This is a genomic window from Bradyrhizobium sp. ORS 111 (assembly GCF_045571485.1).
Lineage (GTDB): Bacteria > Pseudomonadota > Alphaproteobacteria > Rhizobiales > Xanthobacteraceae > Bradyrhizobium.
This window is the reverse complement of record NZ_CP120701.1, coordinates 2,735,682-2,759,755: the sequence shown is the minus strand read 5'-3', so window position 1 is coordinate 2,759,755 and position 24,074 is coordinate 2,735,682. Positions and strand designations below refer to the sequence as shown.

Sequence of the window (24,074 nt, the reverse complement as noted above, 5' to 3'; positions counted from 1 at the left end):
TGACCTGAATCGCTCTCGCCTTAACTTGACAGGCTGCGATAACTGCCGCAGCATTTGCGATGCACCTGGTGAGGTGCCGGGAGCGATTGCTCCCCACCATCGCAGGAAATGACGGCGGATCATATGGTCTGCCGGCACGCAGTAGAAGCGGACAGATGTCCGTCGGACCACCCTTGGAGAGGAGCATGACGCCACCGGCGAAAGCCAGCGACCTTGCTCAGCGGCAAGGTCTCGGCGCACGTTGAAGCGATCAGCAGCTGCTAGCCACGTCGCGCCGCCGACAATCTGACCATATCCGCAGGACAAGAGCGCAAAGGCCAAGCGCTTTCGGTCCCGAAGCACTACTGGTGTGTACCAGATATCCTTCGCTAAAACGAAGTGGCAGGGCCCCGCGATGCTTGAATGCACCGGGGCCCGTTCGTTTGCGCTCTCCTGTGCCTCGCATTGCGTCACGGCTCGCGATCGGGAACAATCGTCCGGAGCAAGCGAGGATCGATGATGGAAAAGCCGCGGGTGCGCATCTACACCGACTACAAGAGCCCGTATGCCTACGTCGCCAACAAGCGACTGTTCGAGCTGGAGGAGAAATACGGCGTCGAACTGGAATGGCTGCCCTACACCCTGCGCATCCCTGAATTCATGGGCACTGTCGAAGAGCGCACGCCGCATTTCTGGCGCAAGGTGCGCTACTCCTACATGGACGCGCGGCGTTTCGCCAACGCGCAAGGTCTCGTCATGAAGGGTCCGCGCCGGATCTACGACGCATTCTATTCCAGCGCCGGAATGCTGTTCGCGCAGCGCCTGGGACTATTTCGCCCTTACCATGACACAGTATTCCAGCGGTTCTGGAATCATGAGCTGGAGATCGACGACCTCGCCGAGATTGCCGGCGTGATCTCCACGATCGGCGGCTCGGCCGGCGACTTCGAGGCTTATGTCCACGGGCCCGCCCGCGCCGAGCACGACCGCATCATCGACGAGGCCGAAGCGCTTGGCGTGTTCGGCGTTCCGACCATGTTATTCAACGGCGAGCTGTTCTGGGGCGGCGACCGCATCGACATGCTGATCGAACGGATCAAACATCCGGAGACGATCGCGATCGCGCTCGGAAGCCGGCACCGCAAATAGCTCGGCTAAAGCACGCGAGGATGTCCCCAAGGCTTGACCATCACCCTCCGTTCAGGATCGCCCAGCAGCCGGTGCGTTCGAGCACGCCCTTCAAGGCGGCGCGATCGCTGCCGTCGAGCGCGGCGAACCTCGGGATCCGCCCGCAGCGCATCAGCGTGCGCAGCTTGATCGCATAAGCCGACACGGTCGGTCCGATCAGGCGATAGCGGACATCAGTCGTGATATCGCTCCTCGCCGTCACACGGAAAAGCTCGGGTTGCCGTAGGGATAGAACTGCGTGAGGTCGACGTTACGGTAAGGCAACTTGTCGAGACGCGTCGTGCCGAGGAACGGCTGCTCGGGCTCGACCAGCAGTATCGTCTTCGCAAAACCGTTGTCGTCGAAGCCACGCCGGAAGTGCACCCGCGACTTGATCGCGAACACGTCGAACGCGGCAATGTCGAGGCCCAGCGCCTTCAGCGAGAACGGCTCCATGATCTGCACCAAATAGGTGGAGAGGATTAGCACGTTGTCGCGGCCAAAGCGCACGCAGACCCAGAACTGGCCATGGCCTTCGACCGCGATCAGGACCGTGCCCTGAATGCGGACCGGCTCTCCCGCCGACTCGTCCGCGAGTCCGCCGATCTCCATGTCGAAGGCATCGCCGGCTTTGGCGCCACCAGTCTTCAGGCGCGCGGTCGCCTTGGCATCCGCAATGGTGGCGATCAGCGTGTTGCCGAGGTCCTGCGCGATGATCTCGCGCAGCAACCAGGTCGCCGATCCCGAACGGTCGCTGTGGTCGGCCAGCACCACCGGCGTCTTGCGATCGGCGATAGCCTGCTTCGCCAGCCCGACACCGTCGGCGATGCTGTGCAGCTTGGTCGATTGCAGCAAGGCCTCGCGCAGCCGCCAGATCGTGGCCGCGAGATCGCGTGCAATCTGCTCGGCAAGTTTGGGCTTGTCGTTGGTCAATACCTGGACTGTCATGCCGACGTCGGGCACATCTGCGAACGGAAAGCCGAAGAAGATGTTGACGTAGACATCGACCTCGCGAGCTTCCCATACCAGCGCCCGCTGCACGAGGTCCATCCACGGCCGCGCTCCGGTCCACTGCAGTACGGTCGGCGAGATCACGGGAATCTTGATCGTCTTGTGTGCCGGTTTGTAGTCGCCACGGATTGCCCGCACCAGCGCGCGTGCGGCGCGCTCGCCCTGCAGATAGCCGTCGTAGTGCGGAAAGTATTTGACGGCGAACGCCATGTCCGCCTGCGCGAGGAAGGCCTCATCCTCGTTGCCATGAAGGTCGAAGGTCGCCGCGATGCAGGCGCCGCGCCCGACCACCTCCCGCACCTGCCGCGCCAGGTCAGCCTCCGGCCGCGGAACGTCGCGCACCGCCATCGCGCCATGCAAACTCAGATAGACGCCATCGAACGGTCCCTCTTCCTTCAACCCGGCGATCATGCTGCCGACAAAGGTCGAATAGGCATCCTGGGTGATCCAGCCCGATCCGGTGCCTGTCTTCGGCCACAACGGGGACTCGATGCCGACCAGTTCGACCTCGGAAAATTCACCGGCCGCCTTCACGAAGCCGCCCATGTAGTTCGTCGGATCGGAGCGCAGCAGCGCCTCGCCCTTGGCAGGCGAGCCCGGATAGATGAAATCGTCGCGCGTGGTCTCGTTCGGCAGGAAGGAGACGGTTTCGTGAGAGAATTGCAGAACGGCGATACGGATCTTGCGATCGCTCATTTTCAGGCGCCTCGGCTCTTTTCCCACATACTGGCATCGATCCCGCCGCGCGCCAATGCCGGATTCGGAATTTGCCGCCCTTCCCCGCTTTGCTGTGCAAGCTCGAGCTCGCGGAGTCGTCGCTCCGGAACTGAGTTCGAGCGGTTCGTCTTCACGTATCAGTTGCCCACGGTGTCATCGTCCGCGAATGCGGACGATCCAGTATTCCAGAGGCGCCTGAGCGTGAGCCGAGAGGCCGCGGCGTACTGGATGCCCCGCATGCGCGGGGCATGACGACGGAGAGGACGTGAGGCGACGTTCTCGCATCACGATCCGTCCGAGCCTTGCTGTTCGTTTCGCCGCTCTGAAAGCAGAGGGCGCAGGGAAAGCCGGGTGCGACGATCGCGAAGCGCCCCTCGATCGGGTGAGACGGAGGCATCAGACGTCTGAGTTGGGTCAAACGCGAAGCGAAATTTTGCCCGTCGGGTTGATTTGTCGCACGTGTCAATGCGCATGGCCGCTGCGGTCCACACGCGTAGACCGCCACACAGTTTACGCACGCTTATCGACCCGGCGGAGCGGACATTCAAGCCGGGGGCATCTTCGGCGCCGGCGAGGCCCGGTCGATAAAACCCTTGGCAAGCGCGTGGTAGACGCCTTCCTTGCAGACCAGGCGCGAACTGGCGTGAGCGATCAGTGCAGCGGCCATCAACGGCACGACCATGGCGTGATTGTCGGTCATTTCAGTCACGATCACGAACGCCGTGATCGGGGCCTGAACCACGCCCGCGAAATATGAAACCATGCCGAGCAGCATGATGGCGGCCAGCGGCGCGCCCTGAAACAGCGACGCGACATTGGAGCCGATCCCTGCGCCCACCGCGAGCGAGGGAGAGAAGATGCCGCCCGGCATGCCGCTGATCGACGAAAACGTGGTCGCCAGGAACTTCAATACGCTGAAGCTCGACGACAACTGCGCTCCGCTCTCAAGGGCGGCTTTGACCTGCTGATATCCGGTCCCGTAGACTGCGCCGTCGGATGCGAGACCGCAGATCGCAGCCGCCAGTCCGCAGATCGCGGCAAAGCCGACCGGGTAGCGCTTGATCGCCCTCCCCACCGGATTGGAGAACCCTTGCGCCATCATGATCAGGATGCGGCTGAACAGACCACCGGCGAGACCTCCAACCACGCCGCAGACGGGGATCGCCAGCCAGTCTATGCCGTTGCGCAGGCCCATCGCGCTGGTGCCGAAATAGGTGTAGTTGCCCATCAGCGCGAGCGAGGTGAGACCGGCGGCGATCACCGCCGCGATAATCAGGCTGCTGGTCCTGGTCTCGAAGGCGCGGCTCATTTCCTCGATGCCGAAGACGATGCCGGCCAGCGGAGTATTGAAGGCGGCCGCCACGCCGGCCGCGGCACCCGCGAGAATCAAGCCAGGCTGCCGCCGCGGCGAGAAGCGGCCGATCGCGAACATGATCGAGGCGCCGATCTGAACCGTAGGGCCCTCGCGCCCCACCGACGCGCCGCACAGCAGGCCCAGCAGGGTCAGGATGATCTTGCCGACCGCAATCCGCAGTGAGACGAGACTTTCGCGCGCGGACTGATCCGTGAGATGGCGCGCGGCGATGGCCTGCGGAATTCCGCTGCCCTGGGCGTTTCGAAACAGGCGGTTGGTGAGAAATACCGACAGCGCAAATCCGGCGGGCGTCAGCACGAGCGAGGCATAGCGAAAGCGCGACACCAGCGTGGAGAAGGCAAGCTGCGCCGCATCGGCGAGTTGTGCGAGCACGACGGCCGCCGCCCCCACCGCAACGCCTCCCAGCAAGAAGATGGCCCGCCGTTGCCAACGCGCAGAGATGATTCTGAACAGCCGCTTGTGGCGGTTGGAGGGGAACGTCATGCTGGCGGTATTCTCGCTGGTTTCGCGGCCGGTGCCGGGGGACGACTTACGCTGCATTGTTAGCGTGTCGCTCAAGACCCGTCGATGGGCTTGCGGCTCGTGAACCTGCGAGCGTGAGGACGTCGGCAAATCCGGCATCCGGCACTAGCGAGCCAGCGGGTCCGAACGGAGCTGGAATTGCACCACAAGCGGGCTCGACCGTGTCGCCTCGGTCGCCCCCGGCGCTCCCGGATGAGGCGCATCGATCCCCTCGATATGAAAGGGCGCGCGGTTGCCGGAGGTCACCCAGAGCGCGCGGCCTTTCCAGCCCGCGGCAGGATCGTCGATCCGCCCGTCGATCTGCTTGGCGAAGAACCCCATCGGATAGGGTACGCGCAATTCGACGATGTGGCCGTTTGCCAGCGCGTGCAGGGAATCGGACTGGTTGCCGGTGGCGATCGGCGTGTTGGCGCCGAGTCCCAGGATGTCGTGCTGATCGACCCACAAGTAGTACGGGTTTTCCGCTGCGCCCGTGTCGCCCTGCAGCGGCGGGCCCGGCAACGGATAGAAGCTCCAGCCCTCAGGACATTTGTCGCCGCTCGCAGCGCTGGGACCATTGAGGGGCCCTTTGCATTTGCGCCGATCGAAGCTGCCGATATGACCGCTGTCGAGCGGCACCCACACGACGCCGTTGCGATCGACATCCATGCCGCGAATGCCGTAGCCGGGCAGCGGTACCTTATAGACCTCGGCGAGCGCCGTCTCGGGTGGATTCGCGCCGGGATCGACGCGGACGATATAGCCGGGATGCGGCAGGCTGGAGCCCCAGACGGAGCCATCGAGCGGGCTCACGGAAATGCCGTAGAGCCCGAGCGGGATGCGGGTATCCTTGGTGGCATCAATGGGCTGACCGGGCTCGTTGTAACCCTCGTCGCGCCGGCCGTTGCCGTTGGTGTCAACCACGAGCGCGCTCCAGCCTTGTGACGCGGCGGCATCGCCGGACGCCCAGAATTTGTTCGTGTTCACCCAGCCGACCACGGCGTTCTTGCCCTGCGTGTTGTTGCTGAACCAGAGCGTGTTGCCGTCGTCCTCGGCGAAGTTCAGATGCTGGGTGCCGAAGCAGGTATCGATGAACGTGAACTTCCCGTTGCGGGGATCATAAACCGTCACCTGCCGCGAGTTCTGGTTGAACCCCTCGGGCCTTGTCGTCAACGGATAGAGCTGTGCGGAGCGGAGCGGCGAGTCCTTGCCGCAATAGCTGGGGACCTCGGTCGGCGGCCGCACCTGCGCGGTGAAATAAACGCGCCCTTCCCGATCCATCGCCGGTGAATGGGCGTTGACCTGGCTGTCCCACACCTGCTCGCGCCCGAAATAGGGCGAAGACGCGAACACCGGATTCGCAAGTGCCGAACTCGGCGTGCGTTCCGGCTCGCGGATCGGCATGGGGATGACACGCTTGAGGTTGGCCAAGGGATCGAGCACCGGCATCGTGTTGCTGGAAAGCTCGGTCGCGCCATAAAGCGGTCCATTGGCGTTCACGGTCGGCTGGCGCTTGTCAGTCGCCAGGAGGTCATGGAGATAATGTTTCGGGTCGAGCCAGTCGCGCACAGTGATGACGAGATTGCGTTCGACGCCGGCGGGCCGCGGTGGCGCGGTTTTCGGAAGCTCGCCAGCCTTAATGCGGTCGGTCCAATCCGCAAGCGCAGCGAGGTGCCCGCCATCAGGCGCCAGCAATCGGCCCATGGTATGCACCATGGTGGTGCCGCCGGGTCCCGACTGGAGGCGGCGCGCCCATGCCGCGAGGCCGGATTGGAAATGGTCGAACGCCGGCGGCATCGTACGCGTGGCATAATTTCCGATCTGGTGACAATTGCCGCAGCCATTGGTCTTGATCACGTCGAGCCATTGATCGCGGGTCTTGAATTCGGTTGGAATGCCGTTGCCGTTCGGACCGGTGCCGGGAAATTTGTCGGTGCCGGGTGGCCGAAGCAACGAGAACCAGTAGATCGCGGGATAGTACTGCGCCGCCGCGGCGCGATCCGGTGCGATCACGGCATCGAGGTTGAGATGCCGCCCTCTCTCGCCGGCAACTTTAGGCGAATCGACCAGACCATAGCCGCGGACCCAGACCTGATAATGCGCCTCCGGCAGATCGGGAATGACGAAGCGCCCCGCGTTATCGGTAACAACGATCTTCGCGAAGCGAGTGCCGAGATCGCTGGTCTCGGCGATCACCCAGACGCCGCCTTCCGGTCCATTCGCGCTGTTGACGACGCCGCCAATATCGTGGGCGCCGATGTCGACCGGAGCAGCCACTTGCGCCGGTGCCTGGCACACGAACAATTGAATGATGGCGAGGGCTCCGAGCAACCTGATCGGCGGTCTCATGGGCGCCTCTATTTCTGGGCCGCCAAGTAGGCGATGAGATCGTCAATCTCCGCATCCGGAACGCCCGGGAACACGGACATCCTGTTACCGGGAATCGTCAGGCCGGGCGCCGCGATGAATGATGCGATGGCGTCCGGGCTCCAGGTCCAGATCGCCATGGTGATGAATTCCGGCGAATAGTCGTATCCCGGCGCCGCGGCGGCCTTGCGCTCGATGATTCCGAACAGATTGGGTCCAAAGCGATTGGGTTCACCCTTGCCGATCGTGTGACAGAGCGCGCATTCACGCTCGAAAATCGCGGCGCCCTTCGCGGGATCGCCCGCCGCAAAGCAGAAGCCGGCGCCGCATGAGGTTGTCACCGCTGACAGGGCGAGGAGACGCGTGAGCGCAAACAACGCCTGACGCACGGGCATGGCTCCCTGTTGCTGATCGCGGCTACAACCCGTTCCCAAAGGGTCCGTTCCTTGCCGGAAGCGCAGATCAAGGAACTACGCCGCGACAGGCCGGTTGGATTGAACCCGCCACGGCTCGCGCCGATGAAGGCGCGGTACGGCCTCCGCCTTCAGCAGGGAGTTCAGCGATGAAGCCCGCCTTCGACCGACGAACGTTCGTTCATGCGGCATCGGGATTGTTGATCGCAGGCGCCGCCGGCGCGCATGCGGCGGAAGCCGATAAGCCCGCCGACGTGACGCCACCGGAAGATCTGATGCGAGAGCATGGCGTGCTCAACCGCGTGTTACTCGTCTATGAAGCAGGTTTGCAGAAGCTTGCCCGGAGCGAGGATTTCGACGTTGGCATGCTGTCTCGCGCGGCAACAATCGTGCACGAATTCATCGAAGACTATCACGAGCGCAACGAGGAGCAGCAGCTCTTTCCCCGGTTTCGCAAAGCCGGGCAAATGGTCGAGCTGGTCAATGTGCTTTATCAGCAGCATCAGGCCGGCCGTCGTCTCACCGACACGATTCTCGCGCTGGCGCCGGCAAGTCAGGCGCCAGAAGAAAACCGCAGCCGACTGATCACGAGCCTGCAGAGCTTCATTGCGATGTATCGTCCGCATGAGGCGCGTGAAGATACCGAGCTCTTCCCCAGGCTGCGGAGCATCGTTTCGCCCCATGAATTCGACGCCATGGCGGAGGATTTCGAGCGCGACGAGCGGCGCAAGTTCGGTGAGGACGGCTTCGAGCGCTACGTCGCGCAGGTGGCGGCGCTCGAGCAGGCGCTCGGAATCCACGACCTTGCCCGCATGACTCCCACCTAGCGCATGATGGCATTAGGGTGACCTGAAAATAGCGGCGGAGGTCACCTCTCCCCGTCGGGGAGAGATGTACAGAAGTCGCTGCGGGTCGATTCAACCCAAACTCATCCCGATTTGGTGCCGCGCGCGTCCTTCGTGCTCCGGCGCGATATCGGCGCATCATCGCCGAGCCGGCGATCCGTCGTTCGGTATCAGCGCAACATCCCGAAGAACTCGCGGGTTTCACGGACGAACAGCTCAGGCTGCTCGAACGCGGAGAAGTGCCCGCCTTTCGGCATCTCCTTCCAGTGCTGGATATTTATGTAGCTCGCTTCCATCCATTTGCGCACCGGAGTGACGATCTCTTTGGGGAAGACGGCGACGCCGGTCGGCACCGTCACCTTGTGCAGGGTTCGCTTGTTCGCGCCAAAGCTCTCCCAGTAAAGTCGCGCCGACGATGCCGCGGTCGCGGTGACCCAGTACAGCATGACATTGTCGAGCAATTCGTCGCGGCTGAGGATGTTTTCGGGATGCCCGTCGCAATCGGTCCAGGCCCAGATTTTTTCCAGTATCCAAGCCGCCTGCCCGCTGGGTGAATCCGTCAGCGCATAGCCAAGAGTCTGCGGCCGGGTGGATTGCTGCTTGGAATATCCGGAGTCCCAGTCGGCATAATATTTGATGCCGTTGAGCGCGCGGGTCTCTTCCGGCGTCGGTTGTCCCTCGACGTTGGGGCGGGTCGACATCGCCAGGGTGATGTGAATGCCCGCGCAATGCGCCGCATCCTGCCCGCCGATCGCGGTCGTGACCGCCGAGCCCCAATCGCCGCCCTGCGCGAAATAGCTGGCATAGCCGAGCCGCTCCATCAGGACCGCCCACGCTTTGGCGATCCGATCGACGCCCCACCCCGTCGTCGTCGGCTTGGCGGAGAAGCCGAAGCCCGGCAGCGACGGGCACACCACATGGAAAGCGTCGGCGGCGTTGCCGCCATGCGCCATCGGATCAGTCAGCGGCTCGATCACCTTGTGGAATTCGACCACCGATCCCGGCCAGCCATGAGTGATGAGCAACGGCCGGGCATCCGGATGTGGCGAGCGGACATGGATGAAGTGGATGTCGAGCCCATCGATCCCGGTCGTGAACTGGCTGAAACGATTGAGCCGCGCCTCGCGCAGGCGCCAATCATAGTCGTCGGCCCAATAGCGGCAGACGTCCTTGATCCATTTGAGCGGCGCACCCTGGCTCCAGTCGTCGACCAGCTCAGCCTCGGGCCAACGTGTCCGGCGCAGCCGGGTGCGGAGATCCTCCAGAGCATCGTCACTGACGGCAATGCGGAACGGGCTGATGGCGCTAGTCATGACGTCTCCCCTGCAACAGAACGTCTGGGGAAGATAGGGTCAGGCCGCCAGCCGATCAAACCACTGTACGACGCTAGTGGCTGAGAGCCGTTTCCAGCAGCACCTGCGCCTGCCTGGTCGCCTCGGCAAAGGCGGGTTGCTGCGGCGCGCGCTCGGTGAAGCAGTGCCTGAAGGCCTCGTCGCCCTGCTCGCGTAGCTTGCCGAGCTTGTCGTAGGTCTTCTTGTCGATCCGCTTCTGGCGGAATTTCTCCTCCGCCTCCTCGGCCCTCTTGATGTAGCCGGCGCGTATCGCGGTGCAGGCGGAAATTCGCACGGACGGTTCGATGGCGCTGTAGGCGATATAGACCTTGCCATTGGCCTGCGCGGCGACGAAGACTTCGTCGGCCAGATCGGGGGTCTCGTCCTGGGTACGGCCGGCCAGGAACGCGTAGGTCGACGTCGCGGCCGGCGGATTTTTGATCGGCAGCTCGGTGAAATCGATCACCGCCGCATCCGTTGAAATCGCCTGGGTGTAGAGGCCTTCAAATTTCAACGCCGCATCAATCTGCTGTGGCACATTCTTGGTGCCCTTGTCCCACCAGGTCTTGTGCGCGTGCAGCCAGCGGACGAACAGGGATTCCGTGGTGATGACGATGTGGGCTTTCGGCTCGACATAGCTTCCATCGGCGGCCTGTCCGACTTTCGCGCCGCCCTTACCGGTCTCGGCATCGAAGCGCAGCCCGTCCAGCATCCCGAAGCCCTCGTCACCCTTGTACAGAGTGTCGAGATTGAGCTGCGCCGGCGCAAAGCCCGGGCGAGCGGGCTCGGACACGATCGCAGTGAGCTGGGCCTTGAGGTCGTTCCGCGCCGCTGCTTCGGCCTTATCGATGGCGTCGCCGGTCTGGCCGGCGTCCATCTGTCTGGCGAACTTGACGACCGCGGCATCACGGGCAGCGATGTACCGGTCTTCCGGCGACGCGGCATTGGCGTGCGCCAGGACCAGGATCGGGGCGAGGCAAAGGGACAGCCGTATGAACAAATGCATGCCCTGTGGTCGCCCGCAGGGCATGCAAGGTTCACAGGTCACGGGGGTACTGGAGCCTCGGGCCAGAAATTGAACCAGGACCGAAGCTCAAGTTCTTGCCTTGGCGCGCTTTTCCGGGCGCGGAGCGGCGTTCACGTCACCTGGCGCGCGTTCGCCGATCGTCCGGTGCCGACAGCGCTAGCCGCCGGCACGGGATGTTGTCAGATGGGCCGCTCAGGCCGCCTTGGCCTTCGCCACGTGGGTGGCAATCGCGTCCATCAAGGGCGGCGACAAGCAGTCATAGGGCTCGAGCCCGAGTTCCTTGAGCCGCGACCTGATGCCGGCCATCTCAGTCGGCTTGACGCCCGACTCGATCACCGAGGACACGAACGCAGCAAATCCTGGCGCGGCCGAGCCGGATTCCTGGAATAGCTCGGGATGGATGAAATCGAGGCCGTAGAACGGATGGCCCTTGTTCTCGATCCGGCCGTACATGTGGGTGCCGCAGCCCGTGCAGGCGTAGCGCTGGATCACCGCCGCGGTGTCGACGATCTTCAGCTTGTCGCCGTTCTCCAGCACGGTGACGTTCTCGCGCGGGACCACCGCGACTACCGAGAAGATCGCGCCGTCGGGCTTCCAGCACTTGGTGCAGCCGCACGCGTGATTGTGGGCGACATCGCCCTTGATCCCGATTTTGACCGGCTTGTCCGTGCATTTGCAGACAAGTGTCCCGCCGGCGAAGTTGCCCGAGCCTTGCTTGACGCCGTTGTCGACCGATGGGTGGATATGAACAGTCATTGGTCTATCCTCCTAGTGCTTGGTGTTTTGATTTCAGAACACGACGACCGAGCGGATCGATTTTCCCTCGTGCATCAGGTCGAACCCCTTGTTGATCTCCTCGAGCTTCAGCACGTGGGTGATCATCGGATCGATCTGAATCTTTCCGTTCATGTACCAGTCGACGACCTTCGGCACGTCGGTGCGTCCGCGGGCGCCGCCGAAGGCGGTACCCTTCCAGACGCGGCCGGTGACGAGCTGGAACGGCCGGGTTGCGATCTCCTTGCCCGCTTCCGCCACGCCGATCACGACCGAGACGCCCCACCCGCGATGACAGGCTTCCAGCGCCTGGCGCATCACATTGGTGTTGCCGGTACAGTCGAAGGTGTAGTCGGCGCCGCCATCGGTCAGCGTCACCAGATGCTGCACGATGTCACCGCTCACCTTGGTGGGATTGACGAAATGCGTCATGCCGAACTGACGGCCCCAGGCATCCTTTGAGTCGTTGATGTCGACGCCGATGATCTTGTCGGCACCGACCATCTTGGCGCCCTGGATCACGTTGAGGCCGATGCCGCCGAGACCGAACACCACGACGTTGGAGCCGGGGGTCACCTTGGCAGTGTTGACGACCGCACCGACGCCGGTGGTGACGCCGCAGCCGATGTAGCAGCTCTTGTCGAACGGTGCGTCCTCGCGGATCTTCGCCACCGCGATTTCAGGCAGCACGGTGAAGTTCGAGAAGGTCGAGCAGCCCATGTAGTGGTAGATGGTCTGCCCCTTGTAGCTGAAGCGCGAGGTCCCGTCGGGCATCACGCCCTTGCCCTGGGTCGCGCGGATCGCCGTGCAGAGGTTGGTCTTCTGGCTCAGGCAGCTTTTGCACTGACGGCATTCGGGCGTGTAGAGCGGGATCACATGATCGCCTGCCTTGACCGATGTCACCCCCGGGCCGACCTCGCGAACGATGCCGGCACCCTCGTGGCCGAGGATCGAGGGAAAGATGCCTTCGCTGTCGAATCCATCCAGCGTATAGGCGTCGGTGTGACAGATGCCCGTCGCCTTGATCTCGACGAGGACCTCGCCGGCCTTGGGTCCTTCCAGATCAAGCTCGACAATCTCGAGCGGCTTCTTTGCCTGGAATGCGACTGCGGCGCGCGTTTTCATCTTGGTCTCTCCAAAACACTCTTAGGGTTTGTCATTCGCGCCGGCCACGCTCACTTCTTCTCGCTGTTGCCCATGCAGGCGTCTTCCGCCTTTGTATAGGCGTCCGACTTGTCCTCATGCTTGGCTGGCCGGCCGCGCGGGACCGCGTTGTTGGCGCGGGCGCGCAGGTACACATAGAGGTCGTCCATGTAGCAGGCAACGTTCGGGTTATCGCCGAACGCCGGCATCACGTTCTCCTGCGCCGTGTTGACGTTCTTGCGTCCGCTCGCGACCGTGCCGAGGAAGTCGGCGTAACTCATCGTCTTCAGCGAATTCGCCAGCGCAGGCGCATAAGTCGATCCCATGCCGTCGGGACCGTGGCACACATGGCACTCCGAATGATAGCGGCGGAATCCGGAGTAGGTGTACCAGTCCACGGTGCCATCGGGCGCCACTTTGAAGGTCGGGTTTCCATCCTTGTCCAAATACTTTCCATCCTCAGACTTGACGGCGGTCGGATCACCAGCGTCTTCGGCGGAAGCAACTCCTCCCATTGCCACGACAAAGATCGCAGCACTCACAAACCAGATCTTGCGCAAAAGCCTGTCCTCGCGTGCGATTTGAAGACGGACCGGCGCATGGAGACCACCCCATGCGCCGGAACGAGGCTGGGTCAGCTCACTGCTGCGGCAGCGAGAACACTGTGAGCGTTCCACCGAGCGCGGTGTAGTTGCTCAGCGCTGCGTAACCGCCGACGGCACCGAGGCCGGCTGTCGGATCGGTCAGACCAGCCGCGAGACCGATGCCTGCCCAACCGCCGACACCCGAGAGCACGGCAATGTACTGCTTGCCACCATGCTCATAAGTCGTGACGTTGCCGATGATGCCGGACGGAGTCTTGAACTTGTAGAGCTCCTTGCCGGTCTTGGCATCGACCGCCTTCAGGTAGCCTTCCAGCGTGCCGTAGAACACCACGCCACCGGCGGTCGCGAGTGCACCCGACCAGACCGAGAACTGCTCCTTGTTCGACCAGACGATCTTGCCGGTCTTGCCGTCCCAAGCGATGAAGTTGCCCATGTTGGACTCGCCGGGAGGCGGATACATCGACAGCGTCGCGCCGACATAGGGCTGACCTGCGGTGTAGCTCACCTTGAACGGCTCATAGTCCATGCAGACGTGGTTGGTCGGCACGTAGAACAGTTGCGTCTCGGGCGAATAGGCCGCCGGCTGCTCGTCCTTGGTGCCGAGCGCGGCCGGGCAGATGCCCTTGGTGTTGTGATCCTCGCCGCCTTTCTCGGTCGACGCGGAGTCAAGAACCTTCGGCCGGCCGTAGGTCGGCGAGTTCTTGTCCATGTCGACGCCGGAGGTCCAGTTCACCTTCGGATCATACTTCTCGGCGACCAGCAGTTCGCCGTCGGTGCGATCGAGTGTGTAAGCAAGGCCGTTACGATCGAAATGGGTCAGCAGCTTGCGATCCTTGCCGCCGATCTGCTCGTCGGTGAGGATCATCTCGTTGACGCCGTCATAGTCCCACTCGTCGTGCGGCGTCATCTGGTAGACCCACTTGGCCATACCGGTATCCGGATTGCGCGCGAAGATGGTCATCGACCACTTGTTGTCGCCCGGACGCTGCTTCGGATTCCAGGTCGAGGGATTGCCCGAGCCGTAATAGACCATGTCGAGCTCGGGGTCGTAGGCGATCCAGCCCCACGTGCAGCCGCCTCCGATCTTCCACTGATCGCCCTGCCAGGTCTTGAGGCTGGAATCCTTGCCGACCGGCTTGCCGAGCGACGTGGTCTTGTCGTTGAACAGGATCTGGTCATCCGGCCCTTCCGAGTAGGCTTTCCAGACCTGCTTGCCGTCCTTCACATCGTAGGCCGTCATGCTGCACTGAACGCCGAACTCGCCGCCGGACGTGCCGACCAGCACCTTGTCCTTGACGACCAGAGGCGCCGACGTGCCGGTCTGCCCCTTCTTGGGGTCGCCGTTATGCACCGACCAAGCCACCTTGCCGGTCTTGGAGTCGAGCGCGACCAGCGTATCGTCCGCCTGATGCAGGAAGATCTTGCCGTCCGCATAGGCGAGGCCGCGGTTCACCGTGTCGCAGCACATCACCGGGATGACATTGGGATCCTGCTTGGGCTCGTAGCTCCAGACGATCTTGTTGTCCTGAGATAGGTCAAGAGCATAGACCTTGTTCGGGAATGGCGTGTGCACATACATCGTGTTGCCGATGATGAGCGGGCCGCCTTCGTGGCCACGCAGCACGCCGGTCGAAAACGTCCAGGCGACCTGCAATTTTCCGACGTTTTGCGCGTTGATTTGATTCAGCTTCGAATAGCGTGTGTTGGCGTAGTCCCCGGCTGGCATTACCCAGTCTTTGGGGTTCTTTGCCATCTTGCTGAGCTCTTCGTTGGCGTTGGCAGCGCCGGCAGCGATCATCGCCATGGCCCCAACACCGGTCGCGTAAAGCACCTTGCGCATCGTGGATTCCTCCCAGTTTCAAGAGTTCAGGGTTTCCGTTGAAACGGCCCACTTCTTCCATTTTGGTTCCCTAGCCGTACCTCGATCGGTTCTTCACGACTTGCCCAAGAGAGAACACCCGTTTGCTCGAAAGTGAACCTTCGCAAAAAATTTGCCGCGCCGGTCTGAATTCGCTTGGGGAGCCTGCATCTATGCTGCAGAGCATCACGGCGAGCGGCGGCCTTGACCGACCTCGGTGCCCTCCAAGGTTGCGCTTGACGACGCAAGAACTTAGTCGGAGGATTGCCCGACATTGACCGGGAAGAATCCCGCCGCCATTCTCTGCACTCTCGGGACATGAGGTAAAATGGCGCGGTATCTCGGACCAGGCTTTGCGCGATAAGCAGTCACGCTTGGGGATCAAATCGGTGGCTGGAAAAATGTCCGACACAATCCATTCGCTCAATACGACCGGTTTGACGCCCAAGCGGCAAATCGAGCGTTGGTCAGACGCGTTGACTGACCTGTGCGGTCAGTTCGAGGTCGATGCCCTGGAGGGGGCATCACTCGAAGGAAGGATCAACTACACGACGGTGTCGCGCTTGAAGCTGTGCCAAATCGAGGCAAGCCAGCACCGGATCGCGCACACGGTCTCGCGCATCAAGTTGAGCGAGCACCCCTACATCAAGATCCTCTTCCAGACCTATGGCGTGTCGCATTTCGAGCAGGAAGGCCGGCACTTCGACATCATGCCCGGCGATTGCTTCGCCTACGACGTGTCCTGCCCCCACACCATCATCAGCCCGTCACTGACGCGGCATGAGGTCGTCATCGTGCCGAAGGACCTCCTGAAGGAGCGCGGCTTCCAGCTTTCCAAGATGGCGCCCTGCAAGCTGTCGGCGCGCAACGGCACGGGTCGAATCGCCTATGACTTCGTACACGCCGCTTTCGGCGAAGCGTCGAAGCTGTCTCCGCTCAACGCGGTCGGCGTCGCCGATTCGCTGATCGACCTGTTGCTGCTGCCACTGCGCGAGACCGGTGCGATGTTCGACCGCGGCAGCGCCGAGGCGACCTATGTCCGGGCGCAGGGTTTCATCCGCGAGCATCTGCGCGATCCCGATCTGTGCATCGACCGCATTTCCGCGGCGCTCGGCTGCTCCAAGCGCTATCTGCACATGCTGTTCAGCGACCGCGGCATGACCGTCAGCGACTACATCTGGAAGGCCCGGTTGCAACATTGCCGGCAGGAGCTGGAATCGCAGAACGGCAAGACTATCACCGACGTCGCGTTCTCATGGGGCTTCTCGAGCTCCTCACACTTCAGCCGCGTGTTCCGGAAGTATTTCGGCATTGCGCCCTCGTCCGTCCACAAGGGTCAGCACGGCGGCATGCCGGCGGACGTGGTGCTGGAGTAAGTCCTCCCGTCGGCGTGCGGGCACGCCGACGGGCCTTTGTCATGCTTTCCAGCCTCAAAGCCTGGGCGCGCAACCTCAAGCGGGACAGCTACGCCCTCTACCTTGCATCACGTGACCCTCGCGTGCCCTGGTACGCCAAGGCGCTCGCCGTCGCGATCGCGGCCTATGCGCTCTCGCCCATCGACCTGATTCCGGACTTCATTCCGGTCATTGGCTATCTCGATGACCTGATCCTGCTGCCGCTCGGCATCTGGCTCGCGATCTCGCTCATTCCACCTGAAGTCTTGGCCGAGTGCCGGGCCAGCGCAAGCAGCGCCCTGCAACGCCCAACGAGCCGGGCCGGAATGATCGCGATCATCCTGCTCTGGATCGCGAGCGCGCCTGCGCTGGGATGGGCGGTCGTCGCCTGCTGGCCGCGACAATCCTAGAACGTCACCTTCAGTCCCGCATAGAAGGCGCGTGGCCGGGCCGGGCTGAGCGAACGCGGATCGGTGAATGGTGCGCCGCCATTGGCGAAGTTCGGCAGCGTATCCGTTTCAAAGAACGTGCCGTAGGTCGCGTAGCGCTTGTCGAAAATGTTGTCGATGCGGCCGTAGATCTGAAACGTCTTGTTGATCTGATACGAAGCGTGCGCGTTGAAGACGGCATAGGACGGCAGCTTCGGTGCCTGGTTGGATTCGTCGCCGACGAAGTACTGGCTGCTGACCCAGAGCGCGTCGCCACCGACCTTGAATTTGTCGGTCACCGCGTAATCGAAGCCGGCCTTGACGCGATGGCGGGGTACGGCGGGAATCTGGTTACCCGGCAAGATCTGGACGTTGCCGTCGGCATCCGCAAACGGGCTGTTGGAGCCGACTTGCAGCGCGTCCAGGAAACGCGCATCGATGAAGGCATAGCTTGCATAGACCTGGAACGCCGACGAATTCAGCTTGACCTCGGCCTCGATGCCCTGCCGGCGCGTCGAGCCGACATTCTGGTAATAACCGTGGCCCGGCAGCAGCGGGCTCGGAATGGCAAGGATGTCGTCGGTGTTCTTGGCGCGGAAGCCTCCGAACTTCCAGCTCAGCGTGCCGATGTTGAGATCCTTGGTCCCGCGCAACCCCGCTTCGACGGTGTGCGACACCACTTGCTTGAGGTCCGGGTCCGACACCAAGAAGGCCGCGATGGTGCAGGGATGGGCCGGGTCGGCGCAGCCCAGCTCCAGCGGCGTCGGGGCGCGATTGGCCTCGGAATAGCCGGCATAGGCCGTCAGTTCCGGCGTGATCTTGAAGGTGCCGCCGATGATCGGATTGAAGCGGTCATATTCGTGGGTGCCGTTCAGCGCCGTGCCGAGCTGGTCCTCGAGCGAGATGTGGGCCGAGTTGAACCGGCCGCCTCCGGTGATCGAAAACCGGCTGGTGACGTCGAAGGTATCGAGTGCGTAGATGCCGGTGTACTGGTTCGTGGTTCGCAGCGACACCGGGCCGATCTCTCCCACCGAGGGATCGCCGGATGGTCCGAGATAGATGCCGCTGCCTGACAGGACATAGTTCGTGCCGATGGTGGCCAGCTCTGCGCTGGCGTTGAACCAGGTGACGCTGGTGTCGTAGCTGGCGCCGATGGTGAAGCGGTTATCGTGCCCGAGCAGCTTGTCGTCGTTGGTCGCCTGCAACGACAAGCCGGCAGTGGTCGACCGCGTCGAGGTTCGGTCGATCTCGCCAAGGAAAGCGCTGGACGGGAACGGATTGCCGAGCTGGAGGCCGTTCACGTCGTTGGCCGGCGTTGCACCGTCGCCGAAACACAGCAGCGTCGGATCGTCGCAGGGCTGCACCCGGGTCGGATTTCCGTCCACGGTCTTCTGCCCGAAGAAGCGCAGATGCGCGGCGCCCTCGATTGTCCAGGTCGGGGTAGCTTCGACCTTGCCGGTCAGGTTCAGGTAGCCGACGCGATTCGTCGTGATTTGTGGCGTCGTGTAGGTGGCACCCCAATATTGCCGCAGCAATTCGTTGGGGACGGTCGCGGTGGCGCCGAACTTGTTGTCGGCAACGCCCATGTTGAGATGGAACTCGTTGACATCGTTCCTGTAGGCGATGTCACCGTAGAAGCGCCGGACGTCGGATTGCGAGAAGTTGCGGAAGCCATCGTCATGTGCGCCTTCGAGCGCACCGTAGACGGCATAGTGGTTGTCGATCTGCTTGCCCCACTGCGCGGAGCCCTGGATGCGGCCGAACGAGCCGCCCATCACGTTGACCTCGGTGCCGTGATAGCTGAAGCCGTCCTTCATCTGGAGATCGACCGCGCCGCCGAGCGCATTCAGGCCGAAGGCCGGATTGTTGGTGACGATGGTAGCCGATCTGATCGCTGCTGTAGGGATCAGATCCCAGTTGACGGTGTCGCCGAAGGCCTCGTTGATGCGAACCCCGTTCTGGTAGACTGCGAGTCCTTGCGGCGTGCCCGACACCGGTGAGGCGACGAAGCCGCGAAACTCCAGGTTCGGCTGGAATGGATTGCCGGAGACTTCGTTGATGTTGACAGACGGCACATTGTGCAACAGCGCGTCTGTCACATTGGGCGAGCCGGTCCGTTCGATCTGCTTGCTGTCGACGACGTTGATGCCGGCAGAAACCTTATCGGCGTCGATCTCGGAAGCGGACGACGCTGTGGAGGCCGGCGCGGTCGGTATCACAACTCTTGGCCGGGGACGAACGATGCGTGCCGCCTCCCGCGAGCGTCCGCGTTTTGCACCATCGCTCGGCGCCGTGACCTCGACCGGCGGCAGCGTTTGAACGTGCTCGGATCCGCCTTGGGCAAAGGCAACGTCCTTGCCGACGATCACGCTTGTCGCGATTGATGCGACCACCACAACTCGCACGCCGCCCATACTCCCACCCACCAAGGGCCGGCCTTGCTTATCCCCGCCGGTTCGCATGACGATACTAGTGAGCAGATTGCGCGCCACGCCACCGAAATCTGTTCCCGAAAGATCCGGGAATAATTCCCGAATAAAGGCGAGCGATAGCTTCTCAAGCTGGTACAGCGATTAGGCCACCACACCTTTGGGGACGAGCGCCTCGACCGTCACGCCGTCATCGCCGGAGTTGACGTTGAGCGTCCCGCCTAGCGCGAGGATCCGTTCGCGCATGCCGGTCAGACCTCGCCCCAGCCTGTAGTCCGGTCGGAGACCGCGGCCGTTGTCGCTCACCCTCACCAGCGCGCATACCCTGCTGCCGCGCACGCCGGTCTGCCGCTCCGCCGGTTCGACGGTGATGCTGATTGCAGTCGCGCCGGCGTGCCGGAACACATTGGTGAGCGCTTCCTGCACGATGCGATAGATCGTTAGGTTGGCCATCTCGCCGGTATCGCCGAGCGCGTTCGAAACGCTGCTCTCGATCTCCACCTCGGGATGCGTCTCGCTCCACAGCCGCACCAACGCTCCGAGCGCATCGCGAAGCCCGAGTTCGGCGAGACCGGCGGGCCGCAACCGTTCGAGGATGCGACGCGTGAACTGCTGGAGCGCATTGACCTGTTCGAGAATGGCATTGCCATGCTTACCCAGCGCCACTGGGTCAGGCTTGTCGACCTCGGACAGGCGCATCAGGGCGCCGGCATGCGCGCGCAGCGCAAACAGATAGGGCCCGAACTCATCGTGCAGCTCGCGTGCGATCTCCTTGCGCTCGGAGTCCTGCAACGACACCGCGCGCTCGGCGAGCCGCCGCTTGCCCTCGATGGCCTCGCCCAAGGTTGCCGCCAGATGGTTCAGTTTGGAGCAGATCGCGGCCAGTTCAGGCGATCCGCCCGGCTCGACCCGCACATCGTAAGATCCCGCCTCGATGCTCGTCATGGCTTTCGACAACCCCTCGAGCGGCGCAAGCGCGCGGCCGACCACCAGCATGGTCACCAGAAAGAGCGCGACCGCGATCGCAGAGCCGACCTCGACCTGGGTGACAATGCCGTCCGAGATCTCGGCCATCTCGTCGTCGGGGTGCGAGGTGATCAGCAGCGATTGCGCCTCGCCGCGGATCGAAATAGGCACCCGCACCGAGGTTTGCTCGGGGTGCACCAGCGCCACGAACCATGCGGGCGGCGCGCGCGGATCGCTGGCCTGCTCGGCTGGCTTGGATGCTTTGGTCGTCGTCTCATCCTGCCGCGTGATGCTGACATGGCGCAGCCGGCTCAGATCCTGGACGATCTGGTCGAGCCGCGCGTCGGGATCCGGCACCTCCTTGAGACCTGCGACAATCGTCCCGACGAACTCGCGTGCCAGCCGGATCGTGCTCTGGTCCTCGGCCTGCACCCGAGGTCCTGCTTCCAGCACAAGCCGCGCAATGTTGACGCCCAGTCCGATCAACAGGATCAGCGCCAGCAGTAGGTTGATCCGTGCGCGCAAGGATAGTTTTCGCCACATTGCGTTGCCCCTGACCGCGAAGTCCTCCTCCCAGAGGATCGTTGACAGCCAAACTTGCCCGGCTATCTAATCCCACCCTACTGCAATCTCGCACGAGGTGTACAACCGGATTGGAACCGGCGTTCGCCGGCACGTCGTGCGGGTTGATGCGATGATGAACGGATCGAAGCGGGTCGACGGGACAACGCCATGCGCATTCTGATCGTTGATGACCATCCCATCGTCGCGTCAGGCTGCCGCACCGTATTCGCCGACGATCCCGATGTCGTGCTGCTGGAAGCGCCGGACGCCGAGAGCGGCGAGCGGGCCTTCGTTGCCGAAAAGCCCGACATCTGCGTAATCGACATCAATCTGCCGACGGTCTCTGGTTTCGAACTGGCGCGCCGCATCCTGGCGCGCGAGGCGGGAGCACGCATCATCATGTTCAGCATGAACGATGATCCGGTGTTTGCCGCCCGCGCCATCGATATCGGCGCCAAGGGCTACGTCTCCAAAACCGGCGATCCCAACGACCTTTTGGAGGCGGTGCGCGAGGTCGGCAAAGGCGGCGTCTACCTGCCACCCGCGATCGCACGCCGCGTCGCCTTCGCGCGGCCGGCCTTCGCGCAAAATCCGCTGTCCAGGTTGACCTCGCGCGAGATGGAGATCCTGCGCCTGCTCTCCTCGGGCAAGAGCCTGTCGGAGATCGCCTGGCTGGTTCATTCCTCTTACAAGACGGTCGCCAACACGTCTTCGATCATGCGCCAGAAGCTCGGCGTGCGCACCTCGGCGGAGCTGGTGCGATTGGCGATCGAAAGTGGCGTCGCCTGACGTTACGCTCCACCGTCAAGGAACACGACAATGCAGATGGTTTCCCAGAACAAATCCCATGGCGGCAGCCAGGGCGTGTACCGGCATCCGAGCCGCGAGACCAAGACCGACATGACGTTCTCGGTGTTCGTCCCGGCCCATCCGGCCGGCGCGAAACTGCCCGTGGTCACCTATCTATCGGGACTGACTTGTACCCACGCCAATGTCACGGAAAAGGGTGAATTCCGGCAGGCCTGCGCCGAGCTCGGCCTGATCTTCGTCGCGCCGGATACCAGCCCGCGTGGCGAAGGCGTGCCCGGCGATCCCGCCAACTCATACGATTTCGGCCTTGGAGCGGGCTTCTATGTCGATGCGACGGAGGCGCCGTTTGCCCGCAATTATCGCATGTGGAGCTATGTCACCGAGGAGTTGCCGAAGCTGATCGCCGAGCAATTCCCTGTCGATACGACACGGCAATCGATCCTCGGCCACTCGATGGGTGGCCACGGCGCATTGACGGTAGCGCTGCGCCATCCCGAGCGCTACCGCGCGGCGAGCGCCTTCGCGCCGATCGTGGCGCCATCACAGGTGCCATGGGGCAACAAGGCGCTCGGTGGCTATCTCGGCAGCAACAAGGCGGCGTGGCGGAAGAACGACGCCGTCGCGCTGATCGAGGACGGCGCCCGCTTCCCCGACCTGCTCGTCGATTACGGCGATGCCGACCAGTTCCTCACCGAGCAGCTTCGGCCCGAACTGCTGAAGGCTGCGTGCGAGAAGGCCAACATTCCCCTCACCCTGCGGCGCCAGCCGGGTTACGACCACAGCTACTACTTCATCTCAACGTTCATGGCCGATCACCTGCGCTGGCATGCGGCGCGCCTGAAGGCGTGATCCCTCGTCCCGTGATTTGAGCACGATTAGCGCGCAAACGCTGTGCGTTTGTCGCGAGGGAAAGCGGGCCCGCGCTTTCCCGGATGCTCAATCGCAACCGCGACGTACCGCAATTCGGCGATTCGGCGCCCGCCGCCGCCGGCATCACCAGCGCTGCAACGATGCCAATGAACGTCGATCCCATGATTGTGAACCAGCGAAATTTGTAACCTCCAAGCACCCAAAGGCGGGGTTGCAAGCCCGGGCAATTCGGTCATCTTGCAAGCCAAGGCATGATCCGGAAGAGTGCATCCGGTGTTCATGCTCCGACAACGAGAAGACGTGACGGGAGGAATCATGTTCCGATGGCTGATCGCCGCGATCGCGCTCGGGCTGGCGACGAGCCAGGCGCTGGCGGCGGATTCGGTCGAGATCCATATCGGCTATCTCGGCCATGCCGGCGTGAAGACAACGCTGTCGCTTGCCGAACAGCCCGCCGAGAATGACGGTATCGCCGGCGCACACCTTGCGATCGAGGATAACAACACGACGGGCAAATTCCTCAACCAGCACTTCACGCTCGAGGACGTCAGGATCAAACCCGGCGACGACGTCGCCAAGGTCGCGACCGATCTCGCCGGCCGCAACGACTATATCATCACCGATCTGCCTGCTGACGCGCTGCTCAAGGCCGCTGACGCATTACACGATCGGGGCACCCTGCTCCTGAACGCCGGCGCAATCGACGATCGGCTGCGCGAGCAGGATTGCCGCACCAACATCGTCCATGTCGCGCCGACCCGCTCGATGCTCGCCGATGCCCTTGGTCAGTATCTGGTGTGGAAGCAGTGGAAGCGCTGGCTGCTGGTGGTCGGCTCGCACGATCCGGACAAGCTTTACGCCGACGCGCTGCGCCGCGCCGCGACGCGCTTCGGCGCCAAGATCGTTCAGGAGCGGACTTTCGAGGACACCGGCGGGGCACGCCGCACCGACAGCGGCGTGACGCTGATTCAGCGTCAGATGCCGGTGTTCACGCAGCAGGCACCGGCCTATGACGTTCTCGTCGCAGCAGACGAGAGCCAGGTGTTCGCGAACTATCTGCCGTATAGGACCTGGGACCCGCGGCCTGTAGCCGGCTCGGCTGGCCTGGTGCCGACCAGTTGGGACGCCGCACATGACCAATGGGGCGCCGTCCAGATTCAAAACCGCTTCATGAAGCTGAACATGCGGCACATGACTGCGCTCGACATGCAAGCCTGGACCGCGGCCCGCATGATCGGGGAGGCAACGGCCCGCACCAATTCCGGCGACCGCACAAAGGTCGTCGCCTTCTTGAAGGGGCCGAACTTCTCGGTCGCCGCCTTCAAGGGCACGCGACTGACCTTGCGCGACTGGAATCTGCAGCTCCGTCAGCCGATCCTGCTGGCCGATGGGCGCATGGTCGTCTCGGTGTCGCCCCAGGAGGGTTTCCTGCATCAGGTCTCCGAACTCGACACGCTCGGTGTTGACCGGCCCGAGACGAAGTGCAAGCTGCAGTGAGGG

At 63.1% G+C, this 24,074-nt stretch carries 21 protein-coding genes; 8 read left to right on the top strand and 13 right to left on the bottom strand.

Annotated elements, in window-relative coordinates; all coding sequences use genetic code 11:
- The first annotated feature begins 498 nt into the window (after positions 1 to 498).
- Positions 499 to 1,128: a 2-hydroxychromene-2-carboxylate isomerase gene (locus tag P6U30_RS12550; RefSeq protein WP_407169323.1), complete on the top strand. Its 630-nt coding sequence runs from the start codon at positions 499 to 501 to the stop codon at positions 1,126 to 1,128.
- 40 nt (positions 1,129 to 1,168) lie between these two features.
- Here the strand turns inward: P6U30_RS12550 and P6U30_RS12545 are convergent, their stop codons facing one another.
- The 5 genes from P6U30_RS12545 to P6U30_RS12525 form a co-directional block, all read right to left on the bottom strand.
- Positions 1,169 to 1,369 (bottom strand): hypothetical protein, encoded by a 201-nt coding sequence (locus tag P6U30_RS12545; protein WP_407169322.1) that lies wholly within the window; start codon positions 1,367 to 1,369, stop codon positions 1,169 to 1,171.
- Positions 1,366 to 2,853: a M81 family metallopeptidase gene (locus P6U30_RS12540; protein ID WP_407169321.1), complete on the bottom strand. Its 1,488-nt coding sequence runs from the start codon at positions 2,851 to 2,853 to the stop codon at positions 1,366 to 1,368. Before P6U30_RS12540 ends, P6U30_RS12545 begins: the two co-directional genes overlap by 4 nt.
- A gap of 565 nt (positions 2,854 to 3,418) precedes the next feature.
- On the bottom strand, positions 3,419 to 4,732 hold the full coding sequence (locus P6U30_RS12535; RefSeq protein WP_407170440.1) for a chloride channel protein: 1,314 nt from the start codon (positions 4,730 to 4,732) through the stop codon (positions 3,419 to 3,421).
- 144 nt (positions 4,733 to 4,876) lie between these two features.
- Entirely contained in the window at positions 4,877 to 7,099 is a 2,223-nt protein-coding gene (locus P6U30_RS12530; RefSeq protein ID WP_407169320.1) for a carboxypeptidase regulatory-like domain-containing protein, read from the bottom strand.
- Positions 7,100 to 7,107: 8 nt separating this feature from the next.
- Positions 7,108 to 7,506, bottom strand: a complete 399-nt coding sequence (locus tag P6U30_RS12525) for a c-type cytochrome (RefSeq protein WP_407169319.1) — start codon at positions 7,504 to 7,506, stop codon at positions 7,108 to 7,110.
- A gap of 173 nt (positions 7,507 to 7,679) precedes the next feature.
- On the opposite strand from P6U30_RS12525, the gene P6U30_RS12520 reads away from it, so the two are divergent.
- A complete protein-coding gene (locus tag P6U30_RS12520) occupies positions 7,680 to 8,357 on the top strand; it encodes a hemerythrin domain-containing protein (protein WP_407169318.1) in 678 nt (225 codons plus the stop codon).
- 188 nt (positions 8,358 to 8,545) lie between these two features.
- Here the strand turns inward: P6U30_RS12520 and P6U30_RS12515 are convergent, their stop codons facing one another.
- From P6U30_RS12515 to xoxF5, 6 genes are all read right to left on the bottom strand, one after another.
- A complete protein-coding gene (locus P6U30_RS12515) occupies positions 8,546 to 9,688 on the bottom strand; it encodes an epoxide hydrolase family protein (protein WP_407169317.1) in 1,143 nt (380 codons plus the stop codon).
- 73 nt (positions 9,689 to 9,761) lie between these two features.
- The gene (locus tag P6U30_RS12510; protein ID WP_407169316.1) at positions 9,762 to 10,712 is read right to left on the bottom strand and encodes a hypothetical protein; all 951 of its coding nucleotides are present in this window, start codon (positions 10,710 to 10,712) and stop codon (positions 9,762 to 9,764) included.
- A gap of 213 nt (positions 10,713 to 10,925) precedes the next feature.
- Positions 10,926 to 11,489, bottom strand: coding sequence for an S-(hydroxymethyl)glutathione synthase (gfa, locus tag P6U30_RS12505; RefSeq protein WP_407169315.1), 564 nt, complete (start codon positions 11,487 to 11,489; stop codon positions 10,926 to 10,928).
- Positions 11,490 to 11,522: 33 nt separating this feature from the next.
- Positions 11,523 to 12,632: an S-(hydroxymethyl)glutathione dehydrogenase/class III alcohol dehydrogenase gene (locus P6U30_RS12500; protein WP_407169314.1), complete on the bottom strand. Its 1,110-nt coding sequence runs from the start codon at positions 12,630 to 12,632 to the stop codon at positions 11,523 to 11,525.
- 50 nt (positions 12,633 to 12,682) lie between these two features.
- Complete coding sequence (locus P6U30_RS12495; protein ID WP_407152498.1) at positions 12,683 to 13,165, bottom strand: c-type cytochrome, methanol metabolism-related; 483 nt, start codon at positions 13,163 to 13,165, stop codon at positions 12,683 to 12,685.
- 124 nt (positions 13,166 to 13,289) lie between these two features.
- The gene (gene xoxF5 / locus P6U30_RS12490; protein ID WP_407169313.1) at positions 13,290 to 15,095 is read right to left on the bottom strand and encodes a lanthanide-dependent methanol dehydrogenase XoxF5; all 1,806 of its coding nucleotides are present in this window, start codon (positions 15,093 to 15,095) and stop codon (positions 13,290 to 13,292) included.
- Positions 15,096 to 15,514: 419 nt separating this feature from the next.
- Between xoxF5 and P6U30_RS12485 the strand changes: the two genes are divergently transcribed.
- Entirely contained in the window at positions 15,515 to 16,489 is a 975-nt protein-coding gene (locus P6U30_RS12485; RefSeq protein ID WP_407151327.1) for a helix-turn-helix domain-containing protein, read from the top strand.
- Positions 16,490 to 16,530: 41 nt separating this feature from the next.
- The gene (locus P6U30_RS12480; protein WP_407169312.1) at positions 16,531 to 16,917 is read left to right on the top strand and encodes a YkvA family protein; all 387 of its coding nucleotides are present in this window, start codon (positions 16,531 to 16,533) and stop codon (positions 16,915 to 16,917) included.
- On the opposite strand, the gene P6U30_RS12475 is transcribed toward P6U30_RS12480, so the two are convergent.
- Both P6U30_RS12475 and P6U30_RS12470 read right to left on the bottom strand, forming a co-directional pair.
- Complete coding sequence (locus P6U30_RS12475; protein ID WP_407169311.1) at positions 16,914 to 19,349, bottom strand: TonB-dependent receptor; 2,436 nt, start codon at positions 19,347 to 19,349, stop codon at positions 16,914 to 16,916. The genes P6U30_RS12480 and P6U30_RS12475 overlap by 4 nt on opposite strands.
- Positions 19,350 to 19,508: 159 nt before the next feature.
- Positions 19,509 to 20,873, bottom strand: coding sequence for a histidine kinase (locus P6U30_RS12470; protein ID WP_407169310.1), 1,365 nt, complete (start codon positions 20,871 to 20,873; stop codon positions 19,509 to 19,511).
- A gap of 189 nt (positions 20,874 to 21,062) precedes the next feature.
- Here P6U30_RS12470 and P6U30_RS12465 point away from each other — a divergent pair, with 189 nt between their 5' ends.
- The 4 genes from P6U30_RS12465 to P6U30_RS12450 all read left to right on the top strand — a co-directional run bounded on the left by P6U30_RS12465 (position 21,063) and on the right by P6U30_RS12450 (position 24,071).
- Positions 21,063 to 21,683, top strand: a complete 621-nt coding sequence (locus P6U30_RS12465) for a response regulator (RefSeq protein WP_407169309.1) — start codon at positions 21,063 to 21,065, stop codon at positions 21,681 to 21,683.
- 30 nt (positions 21,684 to 21,713) lie between these two features.
- Positions 21,714 to 22,553, top strand: a complete 840-nt coding sequence (gene fghA, locus P6U30_RS12460) for an S-formylglutathione hydrolase (protein WP_407169308.1) — start codon at positions 21,714 to 21,716, stop codon at positions 22,551 to 22,553.
- 83 nt (positions 22,554 to 22,636) lie between these two features.
- Positions 22,637 to 22,762: a hypothetical protein gene (locus tag P6U30_RS12455; RefSeq protein ID WP_407169307.1), complete on the top strand. Its 126-nt coding sequence runs from the start codon at positions 22,637 to 22,639 to the stop codon at positions 22,760 to 22,762.
- Positions 22,763 to 22,889: 127 nt separating this feature from the next.
- A complete protein-coding gene (locus P6U30_RS12450; protein WP_407169306.1) occupies positions 22,890 to 24,071 on the top strand; it encodes an ABC transporter substrate-binding protein in 1,182 nt (393 codons plus the stop codon).
- Positions 24,072 to 24,074 lie beyond the last annotated feature (3 nt).

What these genes read in the sequence shown, in the direction of transcription:
- P6U30_RS12550 (WP_407169323.1), top strand. Translation starts at nt 499, where the DNA reads ATGGAAAAGCCGCGGGTGCGCATCTACACCGACTACAAGAGCCCGTAT.
- P6U30_RS12540 (WP_407169321.1), bottom strand. Translation starts at nt 2,853, where the DNA reads ATGAGCGATCGCAAGATCCGTATCGCCGTTCTGCAATTCTCTCACGAA.
- P6U30_RS12535 (WP_407170440.1), bottom strand. Translation starts at nt 4,732, where the DNA reads ATGACGTTCCCCTCCAACCGCCACAAGCGGCTGTTCAGAATCATCTCT.
- P6U30_RS12530 (WP_407169320.1), bottom strand. Translation starts at nt 7,099, where the DNA reads ATGAGACCGCCGATCAGGTTGCTCGGAGCCCTCGCCATCATTCAATTG.
- P6U30_RS12520 (WP_407169318.1), top strand. Translation starts at nt 7,680, where the DNA reads ATGAAGCCCGCCTTCGACCGACGAACGTTCGTTCATGCGGCATCGGGA.
- P6U30_RS12515 (WP_407169317.1), bottom strand. Translation starts at nt 9,688, where the DNA reads ATGACTAGCGCCATCAGCCCGTTCCGCATTGCCGTCAGTGACGATGCT.
- P6U30_RS12510 (WP_407169316.1), bottom strand. Translation starts at nt 10,712, where the DNA reads ATGCATTTGTTCATACGGCTGTCCCTTTGCCTCGCCCCGATCCTGGTC.
- gfa (WP_407169315.1), bottom strand. Translation starts at nt 11,489, where the DNA reads ATGACTGTTCATATCCACCCATCGGTCGACAACGGCGTCAAGCAAGGC.
- P6U30_RS12500 (WP_407169314.1), bottom strand. Translation starts at nt 12,632, where the DNA reads ATGAAAACGCGCGCCGCAGTCGCATTCCAGGCAAAGAAGCCGCTCGAG.
- P6U30_RS12495 (WP_407152498.1), bottom strand. Translation starts at nt 13,165, where the DNA reads ATGGGAGGAGTTGCTTCCGCCGAAGACGCTGGTGATCCGACCGCCGTC.
- xoxF5 (WP_407169313.1), bottom strand. Translation starts at nt 15,095, where the DNA reads ATGCGCAAGGTGCTTTACGCGACCGGTGTTGGGGCCATGGCGATGATC.
- P6U30_RS12485 (WP_407151327.1), top strand. Translation starts at nt 15,515, where the DNA reads ATGTCCGACACAATCCATTCGCTCAATACGACCGGTTTGACGCCCAAG.
- P6U30_RS12480 (WP_407169312.1), top strand. Translation starts at nt 16,531, where the DNA reads ATGCTTTCCAGCCTCAAAGCCTGGGCGCGCAACCTCAAGCGGGACAGC.
- P6U30_RS12475 (WP_407169311.1), bottom strand. Translation starts at nt 19,349, where the DNA reads ATGGGCGGCGTGCGAGTTGTGGTGGTCGCATCAATCGCGACAAGCGTG.
- P6U30_RS12470 (WP_407169310.1), bottom strand. Translation starts at nt 20,873, where the DNA reads ATGTGGCGAAAACTATCCTTGCGCGCACGGATCAACCTACTGCTGGCG.
- P6U30_RS12465 (WP_407169309.1), top strand. Translation starts at nt 21,063, where the DNA reads ATGCGCATTCTGATCGTTGATGACCATCCCATCGTCGCGTCAGGCTGC.
- fghA (WP_407169308.1), top strand. Translation starts at nt 21,714, where the DNA reads ATGCAGATGGTTTCCCAGAACAAATCCCATGGCGGCAGCCAGGGCGTG.
- P6U30_RS12455 (WP_407169307.1), top strand. Translation starts at nt 22,637, where the DNA reads ATGCTCAATCGCAACCGCGACGTACCGCAATTCGGCGATTCGGCGCCC.
- P6U30_RS12450 (WP_407169306.1), top strand. Translation starts at nt 22,890, where the DNA reads ATGTTCCGATGGCTGATCGCCGCGATCGCGCTCGGGCTGGCGACGAGC.